This is a genomic window from Pseudomonas moorei, from assembly GCF_008801475.1.
GTDB classification, from domain to species: Bacteria; Pseudomonadota; Gammaproteobacteria; order Pseudomonadales; family Pseudomonadaceae; genus Aquipseudomonas; species Aquipseudomonas moorei.
Genome location: NZ_VZPP01000002.1, coordinates 47,763 through 67,128 on the forward strand (window position 1 = coordinate 47,763; position 19,366 = coordinate 67,128).

The 19,366-nt window shown below is 59.9% G+C and carries 18 protein-coding genes and 1 riboswitch; of the genes, 8 read left to right on the forward strand and 10 right to left on the reverse strand.

Annotation, left to right across the window (positions count from 1 at the left end; genetic code table 11):
• Window positions 1-49: 49 nt before the first annotated feature.
• On the reverse strand, window positions 50-499 hold the full coding sequence (locus F7R06_RS03130) for a c-type cytochrome (protein WP_090325962.1): 450 nt from the start codon (window positions 497-499) through the stop codon (window positions 50-52).
• A gap of 129 nt (window positions 500-628) precedes the next feature.
• On the opposite strand from F7R06_RS03130, the gene mltA reads away from it, so the two are divergent.
• A complete protein-coding gene (gene mltA, locus F7R06_RS03135) occupies window positions 629-1,813 on the forward strand; it encodes a murein transglycosylase A (RefSeq protein WP_090325965.1) in 1,185 nt (394 codons plus the stop codon).
• Window positions 1,814-1,923: 110 nt separating this feature from the next.
• Here the strand turns inward: mltA and F7R06_RS03140 are convergent, their stop codons facing one another.
• Entirely contained in the window at window positions 1,924-2,307 is a 384-nt protein-coding gene (locus F7R06_RS03140) for an MAPEG family protein (RefSeq protein WP_090325967.1), read from the reverse strand.
• Window positions 2,308-2,359: 52 nt separating this feature from the next.
• Entirely contained in the window at window positions 2,360-3,193 is an 834-nt protein-coding gene (locus F7R06_RS03145) for an EamA family transporter (RefSeq protein ID WP_090325970.1), read from the reverse strand.
• 319 nt (window positions 3,194-3,512) lie between these two features.
• On the opposite strand from F7R06_RS03145, the gene F7R06_RS03150 reads away from it, so the two are divergent.
• Window positions 3,513-4,682, forward strand: a complete 1,170-nt coding sequence (locus tag F7R06_RS03150) for an MFS transporter (RefSeq protein WP_090325974.1) — start codon at window positions 3,513-3,515, stop codon at window positions 4,680-4,682.
• Between the two features lie 21 nt (window positions 4,683-4,703).
• Here the strand turns inward: F7R06_RS03150 and F7R06_RS03155 are convergent, their stop codons facing one another.
• On the reverse strand, window positions 4,704-5,591 hold the full coding sequence (locus F7R06_RS03155; RefSeq protein ID WP_090325977.1) for a formate/nitrite transporter family protein: 888 nt from the start codon (window positions 5,589-5,591) through the stop codon (window positions 4,704-4,706).
• A gap of 176 nt (window positions 5,592-5,767) precedes the next feature.
• Entirely contained in the window at window positions 5,768-6,175 is a 408-nt protein-coding gene (locus F7R06_RS03160; protein ID WP_003229043.1) for an acyl-CoA thioesterase, read from the reverse strand.
• Window positions 6,176-6,373: 198 nt separating this feature from the next.
• A riboswitch (S-adenosyl-L-homocysteine riboswitch) is annotated at window positions 6,374-6,476 on the forward strand.
• Window positions 6,477-6,499: 23 nt separating this feature from the next.
• Here F7R06_RS03160 and ahcY point away from each other — a divergent pair.
• The 4 genes from ahcY (at window position 6,500) to rhlE2 (ending at window position 12,011) form a co-directional block, all read left to right on the forward strand.
• Window positions 6,500-7,909: an adenosylhomocysteinase gene (gene ahcY / locus F7R06_RS03165; protein WP_090325980.1), complete on the forward strand. Its 1,410-nt coding sequence runs from the start codon at window positions 6,500-6,502 to the stop codon at window positions 7,907-7,909.
• 161 nt (window positions 7,910-8,070) lie between these two features.
• A complete protein-coding gene (gene metF / locus F7R06_RS03170; RefSeq protein ID WP_090327591.1) occupies window positions 8,071-8,916 on the forward strand; it encodes a methylenetetrahydrofolate reductase [NAD(P)H] in 846 nt (281 codons plus the stop codon).
• A 193-nt stretch (window positions 8,917-9,109) separates the two neighbouring features.
• The gene (locus F7R06_RS03175; protein WP_090325985.1) at window positions 9,110-9,925 is read left to right on the forward strand and encodes a substrate-binding periplasmic protein; all 816 of its coding nucleotides are present in this window, start codon (window positions 9,110-9,112) and stop codon (window positions 9,923-9,925) included.
• 223 nt (window positions 9,926-10,148) lie between these two features.
• Window positions 10,149-12,011, forward strand: coding sequence for an RNA helicase RhlE2 (gene rhlE2, locus F7R06_RS03180; RefSeq protein ID WP_090325988.1), 1,863 nt, complete (start codon window positions 10,149-10,151; stop codon window positions 12,009-12,011).
• Between the two features lie 232 nt (window positions 12,012-12,243).
• Here the strand turns inward: rhlE2 and F7R06_RS03185 are convergent, their stop codons facing one another.
• Window positions 12,244-12,837 (reverse strand): YceI family protein, encoded by a 594-nt coding sequence (locus tag F7R06_RS03185; protein WP_090325991.1) that lies wholly within the window; start codon window positions 12,835-12,837, stop codon window positions 12,244-12,246.
• 32 nt (window positions 12,838-12,869) lie between these two features.
• Complete coding sequence (locus F7R06_RS03190; RefSeq protein WP_090325994.1) at window positions 12,870-13,421, reverse strand: cytochrome b; 552 nt, start codon at window positions 13,419-13,421, stop codon at window positions 12,870-12,872.
• Window positions 13,422-14,322: 901 nt separating this feature from the next.
• On the opposite strand from F7R06_RS03190, the gene F7R06_RS03195 reads away from it, so the two are divergent.
• Window positions 14,323-15,729, forward strand: coding sequence for an adenosylmethionine--8-amino-7-oxononanoate transaminase (locus tag F7R06_RS03195; protein WP_090325998.1), 1,407 nt, complete (start codon window positions 14,323-14,325; stop codon window positions 15,727-15,729).
• Window positions 15,730-15,914: 185 nt separating this feature from the next.
• Window positions 15,915-16,634, forward strand: coding sequence for a 16S rRNA (uracil(1498)-N(3))-methyltransferase (locus F7R06_RS03200; protein ID WP_090326002.1), 720 nt, complete (start codon window positions 15,915-15,917; stop codon window positions 16,632-16,634).
• Between the two features lie 102 nt (window positions 16,635-16,736).
• Here F7R06_RS03200 and F7R06_RS03205 read toward each other — a convergent pair whose 3' ends face one another.
• From F7R06_RS03205 to F7R06_RS03215, 3 genes are read right to left on the reverse strand one after another with little or no spacing between them, the layout of a single operon-like run.
• Window positions 16,737-17,639, reverse strand: a complete 903-nt coding sequence (locus F7R06_RS03205) for a transporter substrate-binding domain-containing protein (protein ID WP_090326005.1) — start codon at window positions 17,637-17,639, stop codon at window positions 16,737-16,739.
• 32 nt (window positions 17,640-17,671) lie between these two features.
• Window positions 17,672-18,025: a RidA family protein gene (locus F7R06_RS03210; protein WP_090326008.1), complete on the reverse strand. Its 354-nt coding sequence runs from the start codon at window positions 18,023-18,025 to the stop codon at window positions 17,672-17,674.
• A gap of 27 nt (window positions 18,026-18,052) precedes the next feature.
• Window positions 18,053-19,294, reverse strand: coding sequence for a D-amino acid dehydrogenase (locus tag F7R06_RS03215; protein ID WP_090326010.1), 1,242 nt, complete (start codon window positions 19,292-19,294; stop codon window positions 18,053-18,055).
• Window positions 19,295-19,366 lie beyond the last annotated feature (72 nt).

Consider the following 19,366-nt stretch of genomic DNA (forward strand, 5'->3'; position numbering starts at 1 on the left):
AGCAAGCTCCCTCGCCACAGTTGTTCAGTTACCCGGTCATCTCAGGCAATCAATGATCCCGAAACGCTTTATGACACGCACTACAGGCGTCCTCGACCTTCTGCACCGCCGGCCCCAGGTTGCTGGCCTTGTAGGGTTGAACCTGACTGACCGTTACCAGTTCACCGGTAGCCTTTTCAAGATCGCGGGCCATGGCCTGAAAGCGTGCCTGCTGCTCCCAGACATCGCTTTTGGCGCTGGCGTGATCTTCTTCGCGCACTTGCGGAAAATGTTTCCATGGCTCATGGGACAACGCATCGAGCTTCACGGCGCCGTCAGCGAATTTCTGGCCATCGAATGCAATCCGACCACGCAACATGCCACCCAGGTCTTCGCCGGTCTTGAGCATTTGCTTGAAAATAGCCTTGCGCTGACCCAGCGGCGAGTTGGGATCGACCGCGCCGCAAGCGGTCAACGTCAGGCAGGCCAGCAATACAACAGAAAGTCTTTTAAGAGTCATGTTGGCTTCAAGTCACGGGAAATGGCGGCCAGTATCCTCGCGTCATCGGCAAACACCAATAGCCCTATTATCGATAAGGGTTGCCTGAGCGCATGGAGCACTCAGGCAACCGGCAAAGGAAATCACTCCATGAATAGCCGTTTCAAGGCATGGCGTCACAGCCTGGCCTGGACCCTGCCGATGGTGGCCCTGCTCGCAGGCTGCACCGGAGGTGACAACAACAAACCGAAAACCCACGCCCTGGCCACCTACTCCAGTGCCAAGTGGGAAGCACTGCCGGCGGTGTCGGACAATGACCTTGTCGCCGGTTTCGGCTCGTGGCGCAGCGCTTGCACCCGACTCAAGACTGACCCGGTCTGGGGCGCAACCTGCACGGCGGCCGCCAACGTTCCGCAGACCGCCAACGAAATCCGTGGCTTTCTCAAGCAGAACCTTGACGTCTATGGCCTGCGCGCTGCCAACGATAACCCCAATGGACTGATCACCGGCTACTACGAACCGGTATACCCCGGCAGCCTGACCCAGACCGCAACGGCGAACATCCCGGTGTATGGCGTACCCGAAGACATGATCATCGTTGCGCTGGACAGCATCTATCCGGAACTCAAAGGCAAACGCCTGCGCGGTCGGCTCGAAGGCCGCGTGCTCAAACCTTATGACGATGCAGCCACCATCGAGAGCAAGGGCGTCAAGGCGCCGGTGGTGGCCTGGCTGACCGACCCGATGAACCTGCAGTTCCTGCAAATCCAGGGTTCGGGTCGCATCCAGCTCGACAGTGGCCGTCAGTTGCGCATCGCTTATGCCGATCAGAACGGCCATCCGTATCGACCCATCGGTCGCTGGCTGGTCGAGCAAGGCGAGTTGAAGAAAGAGGACGTGACCATGGGTGCGATCAGCACCTGGGCCAAGGCGAACCCGACGCGCATTCCGGAACTGCTCGGCAGCAACCCCAGCTATGTGTTTTTCACCCGCAACCCCGACAGCAACGAAGGGCCTCGCGGCTCGCTGAACGTCCCGCTGACGGCGGGTTACAGCGCGGCAGTGGATCGCAAAGTGATTCCGCTGGGCAGCCTGTTGTGGTTGTCGACCACCAAACCGGACGGTACGGCACTGGTCCGCCCCGTGGCGGCACAGGACACCGGTGGCGCTATTGCCGGCGAAGTACGCGCGGACTTGTTCTGGGGCACGGGCGACGCCGCCGGGCAATTGGCCGGGGACATGAAGCAGCAGGGGCAGATCTGGATGCTGTGGCCCAAAGGGGCGGCATTGCCACAAGTACCGCAGGTGGCGGATGCAGAAAAGACTAAACCCTGAGACCGGCGCTGCCCGTTAGAAAGCTTTCGCGAGCAGGCTCGCCACATTGGAATGCATACCCCTGTGGGAGCGAGCCTGCTTGCGAAGCGGCAGTTATAGGCGGTGGAGATTCAAACAGATACAACAAAAAACGACACAATCAGGCCCATCCCCACCAGCCAGACCAGCGACCGCAAAATCGCCCAGTCCGCCAGATAGCAAATGATGTAAAGCAGCCGACTGGTAATGAACAACACCGACAGCACATTGATCGTCACCAGTTCGGCATTGCCGACCAGGTGCGCCACGATCACGGCCGCCGCAAACGCCGGGGTCACTTCGAAGCCGTTCAGTTGCGCCGCATGTGCGCGTCGACCCAAACCATTGAGTGACTCGAGAAAGTCCCGTGGGTCATGGTTGTCTTTCAGGTTGTACCGGCCACTGGCCTTGGCGATCCCCGTGCACAGGTAGGGCAGAAAAATCGCGATCAAAATGCACCACAGAGCAACCGTCATAAAAGCAGTCCCTTCTTCACGTTATAGACAATCGGGCTCCCTCGCGGGCCGGTCAGAACTTCATGACCAGCATGCCAACCAACACCAGCCCACAGGCTAAGAGCCGAGGTCTGCCGAAAGGTTCTTTCAGATAGCGCATGCCGAACAGCACCACCAGAATCACACTGATCTCGCGCAACGCCGCCGCTTCGGCAATCGAACCCAACTGCATGGCCCACAGCACCAGAGCGTAGCTGAACAATACGCAGAACCCGACCGCCAGCCCCAATCGCCACTGCTCACGCCAGAACAGCTTGAAGGCCGGTCGCTTGCTCACCCAGGCCAACAACGGAAATGGCCAGGCACTGAGCAACGTCACCCAGACCAGGTAATCCAGCGGATGCGACCAGCGCCGCAGCGCCTGGCCGTCAATGTAGGTGTAGCAACCGATGCACAAGCCGATCAACGCCACCACCGGCAACATCGACCACGGCAAGCGTGCACCGCCGCCGCCCTGCCAAAGCAGGCACAGCATGCCGAGCGGGATCAGCAGAATTCCGAAAACCTGCTGATCCGTCAGCGCCTCGCCGGCAAAGATCAGCGTCAACGCCAGCACCACCAGCGGCGACAAGCCTCGCATCAGCGGATAGACCAAGCCCAGGTCGCCGACCCGATAGGCCTGGATCAACAAGTAGCGATAGAGCAACTCGAACGCCGCCGACGCCAGGATCCACGGCCAGATTTCAAGCGGCGGCAACGCCACAAACGGCAGCATGATGGCGACAAACAGCAACGCCACGCTGTCCATGCAGGCCACCACCAGCAGCCGTTCGGCGCTGAATTTGATCAAGGTATTCCACGCCGCGTGTAACAGCGCCGCCACCAACACCAAAGCCGTCGCAAGCACGGCACACTCCTTTTTTTATTTTTTCCGCGCCCCCTGCAGGAGCGAGCTTGTTCGCGAAAAGACCAAGAGCAACGCGACTAGCCAGCAAGCACGCGTCATCGTTGGCGTTCATCGCGAGCAAGCTCGCTCCTACAGTGTTCGGGCGGATAATTGATTCGCCATATGTCAGCGGCTGTTTATACTGCAAGTGACCACGCCGCACTCAGTTGCGCACAGACTAATTCCAATAAAATCTGCCCCTGCCCGCTCTCGTCGAGAACGGACTTTGGCATGCGTATGCCTGATCACAGCGTCAAGACTACCGACAGAGACCTTGCGCATGCCACTCGCCTTGCTTGCCCTCGCCGTTGCCGCGTTCGGCATCGGCACCACTGAATTCGTCATCATGGGCCTGTTGCCCGACGTCGCCCGCGATCTGGCCGTGAGCATTCCCCACGCCGGATTGTTGATTACCGGCTATGCGCTGGGCGTGGTGTTCGGTGCGCCGATCCTCGCCGTCGGCACGGCCAACATGCCCCGAAAGGCCACGCTGCTGGGCATGACGCTGATGTTCATTCTCGGCAACATGCTCTGCGCCTTGGCGCCGAACTACGCCACGCTGATGGCCGCGCGGGTGATTACCGCGCTCTGTCACGGTGCGTTCTTCGGCATCGGCTCGGTCGTGGCCGCCGGGCTGGTCGCACCCAACAAACGGGCCCAGGCGATTGCCATGATGTTCACCGGCCTGACCCTGGCCAACGTGCTCGGCGTCCCCTTGGGCACGGCACTCGGACAATATGCCGGCTGGCGCTCTACCTTCTGGGCGGTGTCGGTGATCGGCGTGATTGCCGCGATTGCACAGTGGGTGTGGCTGCCCACGAACATCGCGATGGACAGGGCCAACCTGGCCAGCGAATTCAAGGTATTGGGTAAAACCAACGTGCTGCTGGCGCTGGGCATGAGCGTGCTGGCATCGACCAGCCTGTTCAGCGTGTTCACCTACATTGCCCCGATTCTGCAAGACGTCACCGGCGTCAGCCCCCACGGCGTGACCATCATGCTGCTGTTGTTCGGTGTCGGTTTGACGGCCGGTAGCATGCTCGGCGGGCGCCTGGCAGACAGTCGCCTGCTGCCGTCACTGGTGGGCATGGCGCTGGCCGTGGTGGTGGTATTGGCCGCGTTCAGCCAGACCAGCCACTCGGTGATCCCGGCCGCCATTACGCTGGTGCTGTGGGGAATCTTCGCCTTCGCCCTGTGCCCGATCCTGCAATTGCTGATCATTGACCAGGCCCATGAGGCGCCGAACCTGGGGTCGACGCTGAATCAGAGCGCATTCAATCTTGGCAACGCAGCGGGCGCCTGGATCGGCGGCCTGGTGGTCGCCAGCGGTGCCGACCTGGCCGACCTGCCCTGGACGGGTGCGCTGGTCAGCGGCTTGACGGTACTGGCGGCGCTGTACTTCATCCATCTGCAGCGGCGCAATGCTGCCGTGGTCAATGTGCCCGGCTGAGCCTCGGCCTTTTTGCCCTGATCATTTTTTGAGCTCCTGCGGACCGGACTCCCGGTCTCGGTCCGCAGCTTCCTTTGGCGCCCCGCTTTCGCTGCGAATTTGCGCATGACTGATTAGCGCAAAGATGAAACTGCCGCCGATGATATTCCCTGCCAGCGTCGGCCCGGCGAACACCAGCCAGAAATCCTTCCACGGCAGCTCGCCGGCGAACACCAGGTAGGAAACCTCGGCCGAACCGACCACGATGTGAGTGAAATCCCCCAGCGCCATGAGGTAGGTGATGAGGATGATGATCCACATCTTGGCGCTCTCCATGGATGGAATCATCCAGACCATGGTGGCGATCATCCAGCCGGAGACGATGCCCTTGGCGAACATCTGACCGGGGTGGTTTTCCATGACCTTGCGGCCGATGTCCAGAAAGGCCAAATCGGTTTTGCTATCGAATATCGGCAGCTTCAGCATGACGTAGGCCACCAGCAAGGTGCCGCACAGATTGCCGACCAGCACCACCGTCCACAGCCGGAGCAAGCGACCGAAGTTTGCCAGCGTGGGTTTGCTCATGATCGGCAGCACAGCAGTCAGAGTGTTTTCCGTGAACAACTGCTGGCGGGCAAGGATCACTGCAAGAAAACCCGCGCAGTAACCGAAACTGGCGATCACCTTGAAGCCTTCACCCTCCGGCAGCCGCGAATTGAGCAATCCCATGCCCATCAGGGAAAGGCCCATGGTCAGGCCGGCGGCCAGCGCCGACCACCAGAGCGCGGCAACGCTGCGCTCAAGCTCTTGATCGCCCTGGGTGCGGATGATTTCGTGCAGCACCGCCGCGCGCGGTGGCTGGCTCTTTTCGACCTCGCGCTGCTCTTTGGCCGAGAGGTCGGGGGTCTTGCCGTCTTTTTGAGTGTCCATGGGGCTCCTGAACCGCTGGCGTGCGATTAAGTTACGACCCCCGTGGTTCATGGCTGTTCAGTAGGCAGGTAAATCTTTGGTGATTGCACAACCGTTTTCGCGAGCAGGCTCGCCCCCTCAGGTATAACGTGATCCTTGAGGGAGCGAGCCTGCTCGCGATGTAGCCAACACCGATGTCACTTGGTAACCAATTCATCTTCCTTGAACTGGTCTTTGACGTACTTGATCTCGGTCCGGCCATGGGGCGCCGGCAAGCCGTCTTCGCCCAGGTTGACGAAGACCATCTTCTCCACCGTGAGGATGCTTTTGCGGGTGATCTTGTTGCGCACTTCACAGGTCAGGGTGATCGAGGTGCGACCGAATTCGGTGGCAGTGATGCCCAGTTCGATGATGTCGCCTTGTCGCGAGGCGCTGACAAAGTTGATTTCCGAAATGTACTTGGTGACGACGCGCTGGTTGCCCAACTGGACGATGGCGTAAATCGCCGCCTCTTCGTCTATCCAGCGCAACAGGCTGCCGCCGAACAGTGTGCCGTTGGGGTTGAGGTCTTCGGGCTTAACCCATTTGCGGGTGTGGAAATTCATATTCACTCCTGAGCGTCTTGCCGAATGATGGGCGGTATCTTGGCAGACCCCGGGCCAGAGCTCTATTAACCATCGACTATGGTCTCGATTACCGTTCGGACATTGACCAACAGAAAGGCTTTGGAAGATCAGCATAGCCCGCTATAATCGCCCCCGTTTCAAAACGGTAACCTCTACCGGGTACCGTTTTCCCGCCACCTGTCCGAGGGGCGCTGCAGCAGGTTCAACCTGTCAGGCTCGGATGGGGCGTTGCCTGGCTGTCATCAGCCAGACACTAAACGCACAACGGCGCCCATTCGCATACATTACGAATGGAGGCTCTTCATGAGCGCTGTTATCACGCCTGCAGATTTTACCGATTACAAAGTGGCCGACATGTCGCTGGCTGCCTGGGGCCGTCGCGAGACCATCATCGCCGAATCCGAAATGCCAGCCCTGATGGGTCTGCGTCGCAAGTACTCCGAAGAGCAACCGCTCAAGGGCGCGAAGATCCTCGGCTGCATCCACATGACCATTCAGACTGCCGTGCTGATCGAAACCCTGGTTGCCCTGGGTGCCGAAGTACGCTGGTCGTCCTGCAACATTTTCTCGACTCAAGACCAGGCGGCTGCGTCCATCGCCGCTGCCGGCATTCCGGTTTTCGCCTGGAAAGGCGAAACCGAAGAAGAGTACGAGTGGTGCCTGGAGCAAACCATCCTCAAGGATGGCAAGCCATGGGACGCCAACATGATCCTCGACGACGGCGGCGACCTGACCGAGCTGCTGCACAAGAAGTACCCGCAGGTGCTGGATCGCGTCCACGGCGTGACCGAAGAAACCACCACTGGCGTACACCGTCTGCTGGACATGCTGGCCAAGGGCGAGCTGAAAATCCCGGCCATCAACGTCAACGACTCGGTCACCAAGAGCAAGAACGACAACAAGTACGGCTGCCGTCACAGCCTGAACGATGCGATCAAGCGCGGTACCGACCACCTGCTGTCCGGCAAGCAAGCGCTGGTCATCGGATACGGTGACGTGGGCAAGGGCTCGGCTCAGTCCCTGCGTCAGGAAGGCATGATCGTCAAAGTGTCCGAAGTCGACCCGATCTGCGCCATGCAAGCCTGCATGGACGGTTTCGAAGTGGTTTCGCCGTTCATCGACGGGATCAACAACGGTACCGAAGCCAGCATCGACAAGGCACTGCTGGGCAAGATCGACCTGATCGTGACCACCACCGGCAACGTCAATGTTTGCGACTCGAACATGCTCAAAGCCCTGAAGAAGCGCGCTGTTGTCTGCAACATCGGCCACTTCGACAACGAAATCGACACCGCTTTCATGCGCAAGAACTGGGCATGGGAAGAAGTGAAGCCACAGGTTCACAAGATCCACCGTACCGGTCCTGGCGCATTCGATGCCCAGAACGACGACTACCTGATCCTGCTGGCCGAAGGCCGCCTGGTTAACCTGGGCAACGCCACTGGCCACCCAAGCCGCATCATGGACGGTTCGTTCGCCAACCAGGTTCTGGCCCAGATCTTCCTGTTCGGTCAAAAGTACGCCGACCTGTCGCCAGCCCAGAAAGCCGAGCGCCTGACCGTTGAAGTACTGCCGAAGAAACTCGACGAAGAAGTGGCCCTGGAAATGGTCCGTGGCTTCGGCGGCGTAGTGACCCAACTGACCAAGACCCAGGCCGACTACATCGGCGTGACCGTCGAAGGTCCGTTCAAGCCACACGCTTACCGCTACTGATAGGCCGGCTCCTCCCCTGTGGGAATGAGCCTGCTCGCCAAGGACGTTAACGATAACGCGTACTGCCTGGCTGAACGCGCTTCCCTCACGTTTTTCGCGACCAGGCTCGCTCCTGCAAGGAGCGGCCTGCGTCCGCTTTACGCGTTTCCAAGGATATGACCATGTCCCAAGATCGTCGCTACAGCTTCGAGTTCTTCCCGACGAAGACCGATGCCGGGCAAGAAAAGCTGCTCGCCACTGCCCGCCAGTTGGCAACCTATAACCCCGATTTCTTCTCCTGCACCTACGGCGCTGGCGGTTCGACCCGTGATCGCACCCTCAACACCGTGTTGCAGCTCGAAAGCGAAGTCAAAGTACCTGCCGCGCCGCACTTGTCTTGCGTGGGCGACAGCAAGGATGACTTGCGCGGCCTGCTGAGCCAGTACAAGGCTGCCGGCATCAAACGTATCGTTGCCCTGCGCGGTGACCTGCCTTCGGGCATGGGCATGGCCAGCGGCGAATTGCGCCACGCCAATGACCTGGTTGAATTCATTCGTGAAGAGACCGGTGATCATTTCCATATTGAAGTAGCCGCTTACCCGGAGATGCACCCGCAAGCGCGCAATTTCGAAGACGATATCGCCAACTTCGTCCGCAAGGCCAAAGCCGGTGCCGACAGCGCGATCACCCAGTACTTCTTCAACGCCGACAGCTACTTCTATTTCGTCGAGCGTGTACGGGCACTGGGCGTGAACATCCCGGTCGTGCCGGGGATCATGCCGATCACCAACTACAGCAAGCTGGCGCGCTTCTCCGATGCCTGCGGTGCGGAAATCCCGCGCTGGATCCGCAAGCAACTTGAAGCCTACGGCGACGACACCCAGAGCATTCAACGCTTTGGTGAACACGTCATCACCGAGATGTGCGAACGCCTGCTGCAAGGTGGTGCGCCAGGGCTGCACTTCTACACACTGAACCAGGCCGAAGCGAGCCTGGCGGTGTGGAACAACCTGAAGCTGCCGCGCTAAAAGCTATCGAAGCAAGATCAAAAGATCGCCGCCTGCGAAAGCGCCTGCATTGGAAACCGACGTTTCTGTAGGCGCCTTCTCGGGCGGCGATTTTTTGCTTCCACAGCAGGTTTATTGTGATGCAACACACGGAGATAGAGCTTCTGGATCCCGTTTCTGGCTCTTTGCCGTTTCTCGTCGTAATCTCAAGCCCATGCCTTTGATCACGCAGCTAATCGCCGTGCTTGTCTTCACTTGCCTGAGCTTCGCGGCCCGGGGCGAGAAACTGCGCATTGTCACGGAACCCTGGGCTCCTTATGTCTATGAGGAGAACGGCAAATCCCTGGGGCTGGACTACGAAACCACGGCGATTGTCTTCAAGCGACTGGGCATCGAAGTCGAGTGGCAATTCCTGCCATGGAAACGCTGCCTGTCGATGCTTGAAACAGGCCAGGCCGATGGCGCGCTGGACATTTTCCACAGCGACGAACGCGACGCGATGCTGCTCTACCCCGGCGAACCGCTCTCGGAAGTACAGTTCGTGATGTTCTACGCCAATGAGCGGCCGCATCCGTTCCACAGCCTCGATGAACTGCGCGGCCTGACCATCGGCACCTCGCCGGGCTACCTGTACAGCCAGGACTTCAGGGACTCGACACTGTTCACCCGTGAGCCGGCGCCGAGCCATGAAGCCAACTTCGGCAAACTGTTGCGGGGGCGTATTGACCTGCTGATCACCGATCGCCGGGTCGGCCAGCATCTGCTCGACCAGTTGAACATCCGCGACAAAATCACCGAAAACCCGACCATCATCAGCCAGCAGAGCCAGTTTCTGGCGGTGCGCCGCAATGCCGGCATGGATTTGCTGGTGCAGCGCTTCGGTGCCGAGCTCAAGCGCTTCAAGCGCGAACCGGCCTACGCAGAACTAAGTGCCCGATACGGTGCCGACCCGACAACCACCGCGCCGGCGGAACACGCCACTGCCACCACCGCAAAAACCGTTGAGCAGCAGGAAAGCGGCGCGCAGTGATTGCTCTGTTATACTCCGGCCTTCCCGCCAGGCTCACGCCCGGACGCTCGGAATCGTTCAAGGCATCTCGACCCCGCTACAGCGCAGCTTTGCAGCCCGCGCGAGCGCTTCAGACGAGCTTTCGAAACCCAGCAGGACCGGACGGGATTGCGTTCCTCTTAAACGCCATTCGCGCCAGGCAAGACTCCCATTGGGCCAAGCCCTAACTAAAACAGGATTACTCATGTCCTTTGCTTCCCTCGGTCTCTCCGAGGCTTTAGTCCGCGCCATCGAGGCAGCGGGCTATACCGAGCCTACTCCGGTGCAACAGCGGGCCATTCCCGCCGTGTTGCAAGGTCGCGACCTGATGGTCGCGGCACAGACAGGTACTGGTAAAACCGGCGGTTTCGCCCTTCCGATCCTGGAGCGGTTGTTCCCGAATGGTCATCCGGACAAATCCCAGCGTCATGGCCCGCGCCAACCACGCGTCCTGGTCCTGACCCCTACCCGCGAACTCGCGGCGCAAGTGCACGAAAGCTTCAAGGTCTATGCCCGTGACCTGAAGTTCGTCAGCGCCTGCATCTTCGGCGGCGTTGGCATGAACCCGCAGGTTCAGGCCATGTCCCGCGGTGTAGACGTGCTGGTGGCCTGCCCTGGCCGCCTGCTCGACCTCGCCGGCCAAGGCAGCGTCGACCTGTCCCACGTGGAAATCCTCGTGCTGGACGAAGCCGATCGCATGCTCGACATGGGCTTTGTCCATGACGTGAAAAAGGTCCTGGCCCGCCTGCCGGCCAAACGGCAGAACCTGCTGTTCTCCGCGACCTTCTCCAAAGACATCACCGACCTCGCCGGCAAATTGCTGCACAACCCGGAACGCATCGAAGTCACGCCGCCGAACACCACGGTCGAGCGCATCGAACAACGCGTGTTCCGCCTGCCGGCCAACCACAAGCGTTCCCTGCTGGCGCACCTGATTACCGCCGGTGCCTGGGAACAAGTGCTGGTGTTCACCCGTACCAAGCACGGCGCCAACCGCCTGGCCGAGTACCTGGACAAGCACGGCCTGAGCGCTGTCGCGATCCACGGCAACAAGAGCCAGAACGCCCGCACCAAAGCCCTGGCCGACTTCAAGGCCGGTGACGTACGCATCCTGGTCGCCACCGACATCGCCGCTCGCGGCCTGGACATCGACCAGTTGCCACACGTGGTCAACTTCGAACTGCCGAACGTCGATGAAGACTACGTGCACCGCATCGGCCGGACTGGCCGTGCCGGTCGTTCGGGCGAGGCGATCTCGCTGGTGGCTCCGGACGAAGAGAAGCTGCTCAAAAGCATCGAACGCATGACCAAGCAGAAAATCGCCGACGGTGACCTGATGGGCTTCGATTCGAGCGCCGTGGAAGCCGAGAAGCCTGAAGTTCGCGAGCGTCCGGATGTGCGTAACCCGCGCAATCCACGTGGCCCGCGCGGCGATGGCCCGAACGGCAGCGGTGGCGGTCGCAAAGACAAGGGCAAGGACAAAGGCAAGGAAAAACCTGCCGCGTCCGGTCGCGGCGAGCGCCCGGCCCGTGAGCAAAAGCCGCGCGAAGGCACGCCGGCCCGTGAACAGCAACGCCCGGCTCCTCGCCCGGCCGCTGATCGTGCCCCGGACGAGTTCCTCGACGACGATATCGATAACTTCGGTAACCGCGTCGACTACGTGCCACAGCAAAAACCGGCCCAGGGCCGTGGCCGCCGTCCGGGTGCTCCGGCACATGGCGCGACGGCAGGTTCCGGCGCACCTCGTGGCGGCAAGCCACAGGGTCGCCAGAATGGTCCGCGCAACAGCGATGGCGCCAGCACCGGCACGCCGCCAGCCAAACGCAGCGGCCCACGCAATGGTGCGCCGCGTGACGGCCAGGCCCGTCGCGAAGACTCGCGCAACCGCCGTCCGGCCCGCGACGACCAGCCTCGTTCGGAACCGGCCGTGCAGAACCCGCGTGGCCCGGCACCGAAGATCATGCACAAGGAGTCGAAGGCTGATCGCTTCCCGACACCCGAGCAGCTGGATCAACTGCCAACCCGCCCTCGCGGTGAAAAACCGGCCTTGCTGACCCGCAATCGCTGAGTTTTTCAAAGCCATAAAAATGCCCCGAGCCGAAAGGTCCGGGGCATTTTTTATGAGCGATACAAATACCTGTGGGAGCGAGCCTGCTCACGATGAGGCCCTCACATTCAGAACTGTGTTGACTGAATGGCCGCCATCGCGATCACGCTCGCTCCCACAATGGATGTGTGTTCGCCAATAAAAAACGCCCGTGCTCGGGAAAGCAGCGGGCGTTTTTTGTCAGGGGCGAAAATTACTTCGCTTTGACGCCTTCAAACGTGATGTACAGATCGACGGCGTCAGACTGTGGACCCAGATCCATCATCTTGCCGAAATCAGAACGCTTGATGCTGGTGGTGCCTTCGAAGCCCGCACGGTAGCCGCCCCATGGATCCTTGCCTTCACCCAGGAAAGTGGCCTTGACCACCACTGGTTTGGTCACGCCGTGGATGGTCAAATCACCGGTCACGTCGGCAGTGTCTTTGCCTGCGGCGTTTTTGCCGGTGGATTTGACGCTGGTGGACACGAAGGTGGCTGTAGCGAATTTATCCACTTCCAGGAAGTCTTTGCTGGAGATGTGCTTGTCACGCTCAGCGTTGTTGGTGAAAACGCTCGCGGGGTGCACGTTGAACTCAATCTTGCTGTCTTCAGGCTTGGCCGCGTCGAAACTGAACTTGCCGTCGATGTCCTTGAAGGTACCGGTGATGTAGCTGTAGCCCAGGTGGCTGATCTTGAAGTTGACGAAGGCGTGCTGGCCTTGTTTATCGACAACATAGTCAGCGGCCATGACATTGGCAGACAGCAGGGCGGAACCGATTGCCAGAGCGGCGAGAGTCTTTTTCAACATGCTTGGTTTTCCTTGGGAGTCGAGGTTGAACTTCAGGCTTTGCGACCCAGCATTCGTTTCAGGGTCACATCGCGGTCGATAAAGTGGTGCTTCAAAGCTGCCAACGCATGGAGGCCGGAAAAAATGACCAGCGCCCACGCCAGGTAGAGATGAATCGCACCGGCGTTATCTGCCTGGTCCGGTAGTCCGGAAACCAGTGCAGGCACTTCAAACCAGTCAAACACCGGAATCCCGACACCTTCTGCGGTGGAAATCAGGTAACCGGCAATCATCACGGCAAACAGACAGATATACAGAAAGGCATGGCCCAACTTGGCGCCCAGACGCGTCATGGGGCTGTAGCTGCTCAACGTCGGCGGTGGTGGGCTGATGAAACGCCACAACACGCGTAACACCATGAACGCCAGCAGTATCAGCCCGATGCTCTTGTGGATGTCCGGCCCGGCTTTGCGCCAGGGATCGTAGTAACCCAGACCCACCATCCACAGCCCCAGGGCGAACAAACCGAAAACCGCCAGCGCTACCCCCCAGTGCAGGAAGATGCTGACCCAGCCATAGCGAGAAGTGGTGTTACGTAGCTGCATTGCCTAGATCCCTGTAAGTGCTGGCCCAAGACTATCGAGTTATCTATCGAAAAAAAGCGGAAAATTTTGCTTTGAAATATCGAGAAATACGATCAAGAGTCTGAAATAGCTGAGTTAAGGAAAGATTAAAGGGCAAATTGTCAGAAAAAGTGAATACAAATCTGAGAACACCTGTACTGAAAGATTTATTCGATTTCTGCTCGCGGTTTTTTTCAGGCAAAAAATGGGGGCCCTGAGGCCTGGCGCGAACCTATTTTCCGGGCGGCATCGCGTTCTGGCGGGAGCAAAGGCACTGTTCGTTGGTGCCTTGGCCGGAGCACGCAATACAGGAGGGGATTTGGTGGGTTACGAAGGCGAGCAATCAGGCTTTCCTGGGCTCGCCATGGTTGGCTTCTCTAATTATGGTAGACCGGGCGTATCTGTAAGCATTCAGGATCGTACGGATTCATCTCACATTTAAAGTCCAGTTCATGACCATGTCCTTTAGGAAAAAAATGGCCATCTACACAGCCAGAAAGTGCGATCAATCCAATTATTAGTGCGAGTGCTTTCATATGACCTCCAGGTTTTGAAGATCCTGGGTTTCAAGAGCAGCCGCTCTCTATCATTTCATTCTGATTCGGTTGTGGGATGTATCTGATACATCGCTGAGGCGTGTAGGACTGCGCAGATGAAGCCGGAATTTCTGATGTTTTATGGCAAAAAAATAACGGTCTTTGCGAGCCAGTCGGCTCAAGAACCGCAAAGGACACGTCAACTGCCAGACGCCTGCCAGCAGCGTCTGAACGCCCGATACAAAGTAGCCCAATCGACACAATGGGTTGTCCCCACGCGATGCATTGCATAGGCTTGCGCGATTGTATGTCCGCGCTTGTCACGGACCGCCTCCAGGAGAGTGAAAATGGGCCTGAATAAACAGTGGATGGAACGCGATCTCGCGGTGTTGTGGCATCCCTGCACCCAGATGAAAGATCACGAACAACTGCCTCTGATCCCGATCAAGCGCGGCGAAGGTGTCTGGCTGGAAGACTTCGAAGGCAAGCGCTACCTCGATGCCGTCAGTTCCTGGTGGGTCAATGTGTTCGGCCATGCCAACCCGCGCATCAACCAGCGCATCAAGGATCAGGTCGATCAACTCGAACACGTGATCCTCGCCGGTTTCAGCCATCAGCCCGTGATCGAATTGTCCGAGCGCCTGGTGAAGATGACGCCGGAAGGCCTGACACGGTGTTTCTACGCCGATAACGGGTCCTCCTGCATCGAAGTGGCGCTGAAGATGAGCTTTCACTACTGGCTCAACCGCGGTCAGCCGAACAAGAAGCGCTTCGTGACCCTGACCAACAGCTACCACGGCGAAACCATGGCCGCGATGTCGGTGGGCGACGTGCCGCTGTTCACCGAAACCTATAAGGCCCTGCTGCTCGACACCATCAAGGTGCCAAGCCCGGATTGCTACCTGCGCCCCGAAGGTATGAGTTGGGAAGAACACTCGCGCACCATGTTCGCCGCCATGGAGCAGACCCTGGCCGAGAATCACGACACGGTCGCGGCAGTGATTGTCGAACCGCTGATCCAGGGTGCCGGCGGCATGCGCATGTACCACCCGGTGTACCTCAAGCTGCTGCGCGAAGCCTGCGACCGCTATGGCGTGCACCTGATCCATGACGAAATCGCCGTCGGTTTCGGCCGCACCGGCACCATGTTCGCCTGTGAACAGGCCGGCATCCGCCCGGACTTCCTCTGTCTGTCCAAGGCCCTGACCGGCGGCTACCTGCCGCTGGCCGCCTGCCTGACCACCGAAGAGGTGTACGGCGCGTTCTACGACGACTACCCGACCCTGCGCGCCTTCCTGCACTCGCACAGCTACACCGGCAACCCGCTGGCCTGTGCGGCGGCGCTGGCAACGCTGGATATCTTCGAAGAAGACAACGTCATCGAGAACAACAAGGTCCTGGCCCGGCGCATGGCCTCCTCCACGGCGCACCTGGTGGATCACCCGAACGTCAGTGAAGTGCGCCAGACCGGCATGGTCCTGGCCATCGAGATGGTTCAGGACAAGGCCAGCAAAGAGGCCTATCCATGGCAGGAACGCCGTGGCCTGAAGGTGTTCCAGCATGCGCTGGAGCGCGGTGCGCTACTTCGACCATTGGGCAGCGTGGTGTATTTCCTGCCGCCGTACGTGGTCACGCCGGAGCAGATCGACTTTCTGGCCGAAGTGGCCAGCGAAGGCATCGACATCGCGACTCGCGACAGCGTCAGTGTTTCGGTGCCGAAGGACTTCCATCCGGGGTTCCGTGATCCGGGCTGACCGTCACTGCACGACCCTGTGGCGAGGGAGCTTGCTCCCGTTGGGCTGTGAAGCGGCCCCAAAACCTGCAACCCCGTTTTTCCAATTGTATGGCATCCACTGGATTTACGACGGCGGCGCAGTCGGGCGGGAGCAAGCTCCCTCGCCACAAAAGCGACTCCGATCGTATTTAGTAGAGAACTCAAATGAGACTGTCCCGCTTCTTTATCGACGCCCCCCTGAGTACCGGCGAGCACGAATTGCCCGAAGCCCAGGCCCATTACATCAGCCGCGTGTTGCGCATGGCTGAAGGCGATCTGCTGCAACTGTTCGATGGCTCGGGCCAGGAATTCCGCGCCACTCTGGTGGAGGTCGGCAAGAAACGTGTCGTGGTGCAGATCGACGAGCAGTTCGCCGGTCAGATCGATTCGCCACTGCAGATCCATCTGGGCCAGGGCCTGTCCCGTGGCGAGCGCATGGACTGGGCGATCCAGAAAGCCACTGAACTGGGTGTCACCGAAATCACCCCGATCTTCAGCGAACGCTGCGAAGTCCGGCTCAAGGACGAACGCGCCGACAAACGCCTGCTGCACTGGCGTCAGGTCGCCATCAGCGCATGCGAGCAATGCGGGCGCTCACGGGTACCGGTGATCCATCCGCCGGTGCTGCTGGCCGATTGGTTGAAGCAGACTCAGGCTGAATTGAAACTGGTGCTGCACCCGGTGGCCGAACCATGGGTCAGCCATGCCAAGCCTGCGACGCTGGCGTTTCTGATCGGCCCGGAAGGCGGGTTGTCGGATACGGAAGTGGATCAGGCCAAGGGGGCCGGTTTTCATGCGGCCCGGCTTGGGCCTCGGGTATTGCGTACAGAGACGGCGCCGGTGGTTGCCTTGGCGGTGGCCCAGCAGTTGTGGGGCGATTTCTAGGGCCTCATCGCAAGCAGGCTCCCACACTTGAAATGCGTTCCACTGTGGGAGCGGGCCTGCTCGCGATGGCCGCGACGCGGTCTACGGAAACAGCACAGGTAACTATTGCACCGGATCACTCACCGGCTTGGCAATGATCGCCTTGAGTTCGCTGGTCATCGGAAACTCAAGGTTCAAACCCTTCGGCGGAATCGGCTGTTCGAACCAGCGCTGATAGATGCCGTTGATTTCCCCCGAACTGTACAGATCCCCCAGCGCGCCGTTGACCAGCGCCAGGAACTGCGGATCGTCCTTGCGCACCATGCAGCTGTAGATCTCCCGCGATTGCTCCTCTCCCACCACCACCCACTTGTGTGGGTCATGGGCCTTGGCGCGCTCGCCATAGAGAAGCGCATCGTCCATGTAGAAAGCGGCGGCACGACCCGATTGCAACATCTGAAAGGCTTCGCCGTGGTCCTTGGCGCTGATCACGAACATGTCGATCTTGTGGTCGACGTTATAGCTCTTCAGGAAGCGCTCGTTGGTAGTACCGGCAGTCGTCACCACGTTCTTGCCACGCAAGTCGGCGAAGCTCTTGATGCCGCTGTCCCTGGCAGTCAGCAATTGGCCTTTTACATAGATGAAGCCATAGGAAAACGCCACTTGCTTCTGCCGCTCGGCGGTCACGCCCGTGGAGCCGCACTCCAGGTCCACGGTACCGTTCTGCACCAGAGGAATGCGTGTTTGCGACGTCACCAGGTTGTACTTGACCTTCAGGTCCGGCAACACCAATTGTTGCTTGATGCGCTCGACAATCTTGCCCGCCAGATCCACTGAATAGCCCATCGGCTTGCCGGTTTGATCACCCACGTAAGAGAACGGCACCGACGCATCGCGATAGCCCAGGGTAATGCTCCTGGCATCGGCGATCTTGCTCAGGGTGCCGGTCAGCGGGGCCTCGTTGGCCTGGACCTGACTCGCGAGCAACAGTCCGAGGGTGCAGCCGAGCAACGTGATTTTTTGCATTGTTATTCTCCGTTGTGGGTATTGGGTGACGGTCATTTCAAACGAGCGGCGATGACGGTGATTTCCACCAGCACCTGCGGCCGCGCCAGCTCGGCCTGCACGGTCGTGCGGCTCGGGGCCTGCCCCGGCGATAGCCAGGTCGACCAGACCTCATTCATGGCGGCAAAATCGTCGGTGATGTTTTTCAAGTAAATGGTCGCACTGAGCATTTGATCCTTGTGGCTGCCGGCTTCGGCCAGCAATGCATCAATCCTGGCCAGCACTTCGCGGGTCTGGCCGCCCACGTCCGCGGCCTCACCCGGCACTTGGCCGGAGAGAAATACCAGATCGCCAAACGACACGGCGCCAGACAACCTCGAGTTGCTGTGGAGTCGGGTAATGGTCATTGCAGTGTCCTCTTCGCAAATAAATGATCAGGCAGCCCGGTGGTTGAAACCGTGCATATCAATAGAGGGCCGGCGCTGGCCGATCAGCTCACTGAGCAACTGCCCACTGCCACAAGCCAGGGTGAACCCCAACGCGCCATGACCGATGTTGAGCCACAGGTTGCGATAGGCGGTGGCGCCCAGCAACGGCACGCCGCTTGGCGTGGCCGGGCGCATCCCGGCCCATTCGATGGCCGCGTTATAGGCCCCGGCATTGGGGAAGGTGTCACGGGCCTGACGCTTGATCAGCGCCAGTCGCTTGGGGTCTATAGCCGGATCAAAGCCAACGATGTCGACCATCGCGGCCACCCGCAACCGGTCGCCGATCCGTGCATATACGATCTTGCGGTCATAGTCGGTGACGCTCACATCCGGGGCCTGGTGTTCGGGGCCAATGGGCACCGTCAGGCTGTAGCCCTTGAGCGGGTACAACGGCAATTGCAGACCGGGCAATGCCAACAGCGGACTGCGGTGGCCGGCGGCGATCACCAATTGATCGACCGGCAACACTTGCTCACCCAGATCGATGGCGCTGACGCTGCCATTGGCGTGGCGAATGCCGGTCACCGCTTGCCCCAGGCGTAGCTCGCAACGCCCGGATGCTTGCAACCGTGTAGCCAATAGCCGGCAGAAAGCATGGCAATCGCCCACTTCTTCGTCGGGCGTATAAATCGCACCGACAAATGGGGCATTGGCCAGGGCCGGCTCAAGTTGAGCGCACTCGGCCGCCGACAGCACCTGTTGCTGCTGAGGGTCGGCCAGCTGCCGGCATGCATGCTCGAAGCTGGCGCGCTCCCGGAAGGTCACCAGTTTGCCGTTGCGCCGCCATTGGAAGCCTGCGAGCCCATCGTCTTCGCGCCATGCCTCCAATGTGCCCTGACTGAACAGCGCCAGCCGCAGCAAGTGCGCGGCGTTCTCGCGGTTGACCGAACGACGGCAAGCGCCGAGGAAGGACACCATCCAGCGCCACTGCGCAGCGTCGAACCGCGGGCGAAGCTTCAAGGGTGAATCGCCGCGCAGCATCCAGCCGATGGCTTGCAACGGCACACCGGCGTCAGCCAAAGGTGCGACGTAGCGATAGGAGAGTTGCCCACCATTGGCGAAACTCGTTTCGCTGCCCAACGCGTCCCGCGCCTCGATGACGGTCACTTCGAAGCCGTCGCGCACCAGCGCATAAGCCGTTGCCAGGCCAATCACGCCGCCGCCGATAATGCACACACGCTGAGCCATGTCCGTCCTTAAAACCGTTGTGATGACGAAGCCGAGGTTAGGGCCAGGTGACAGGCGGCGAACAATGAATAA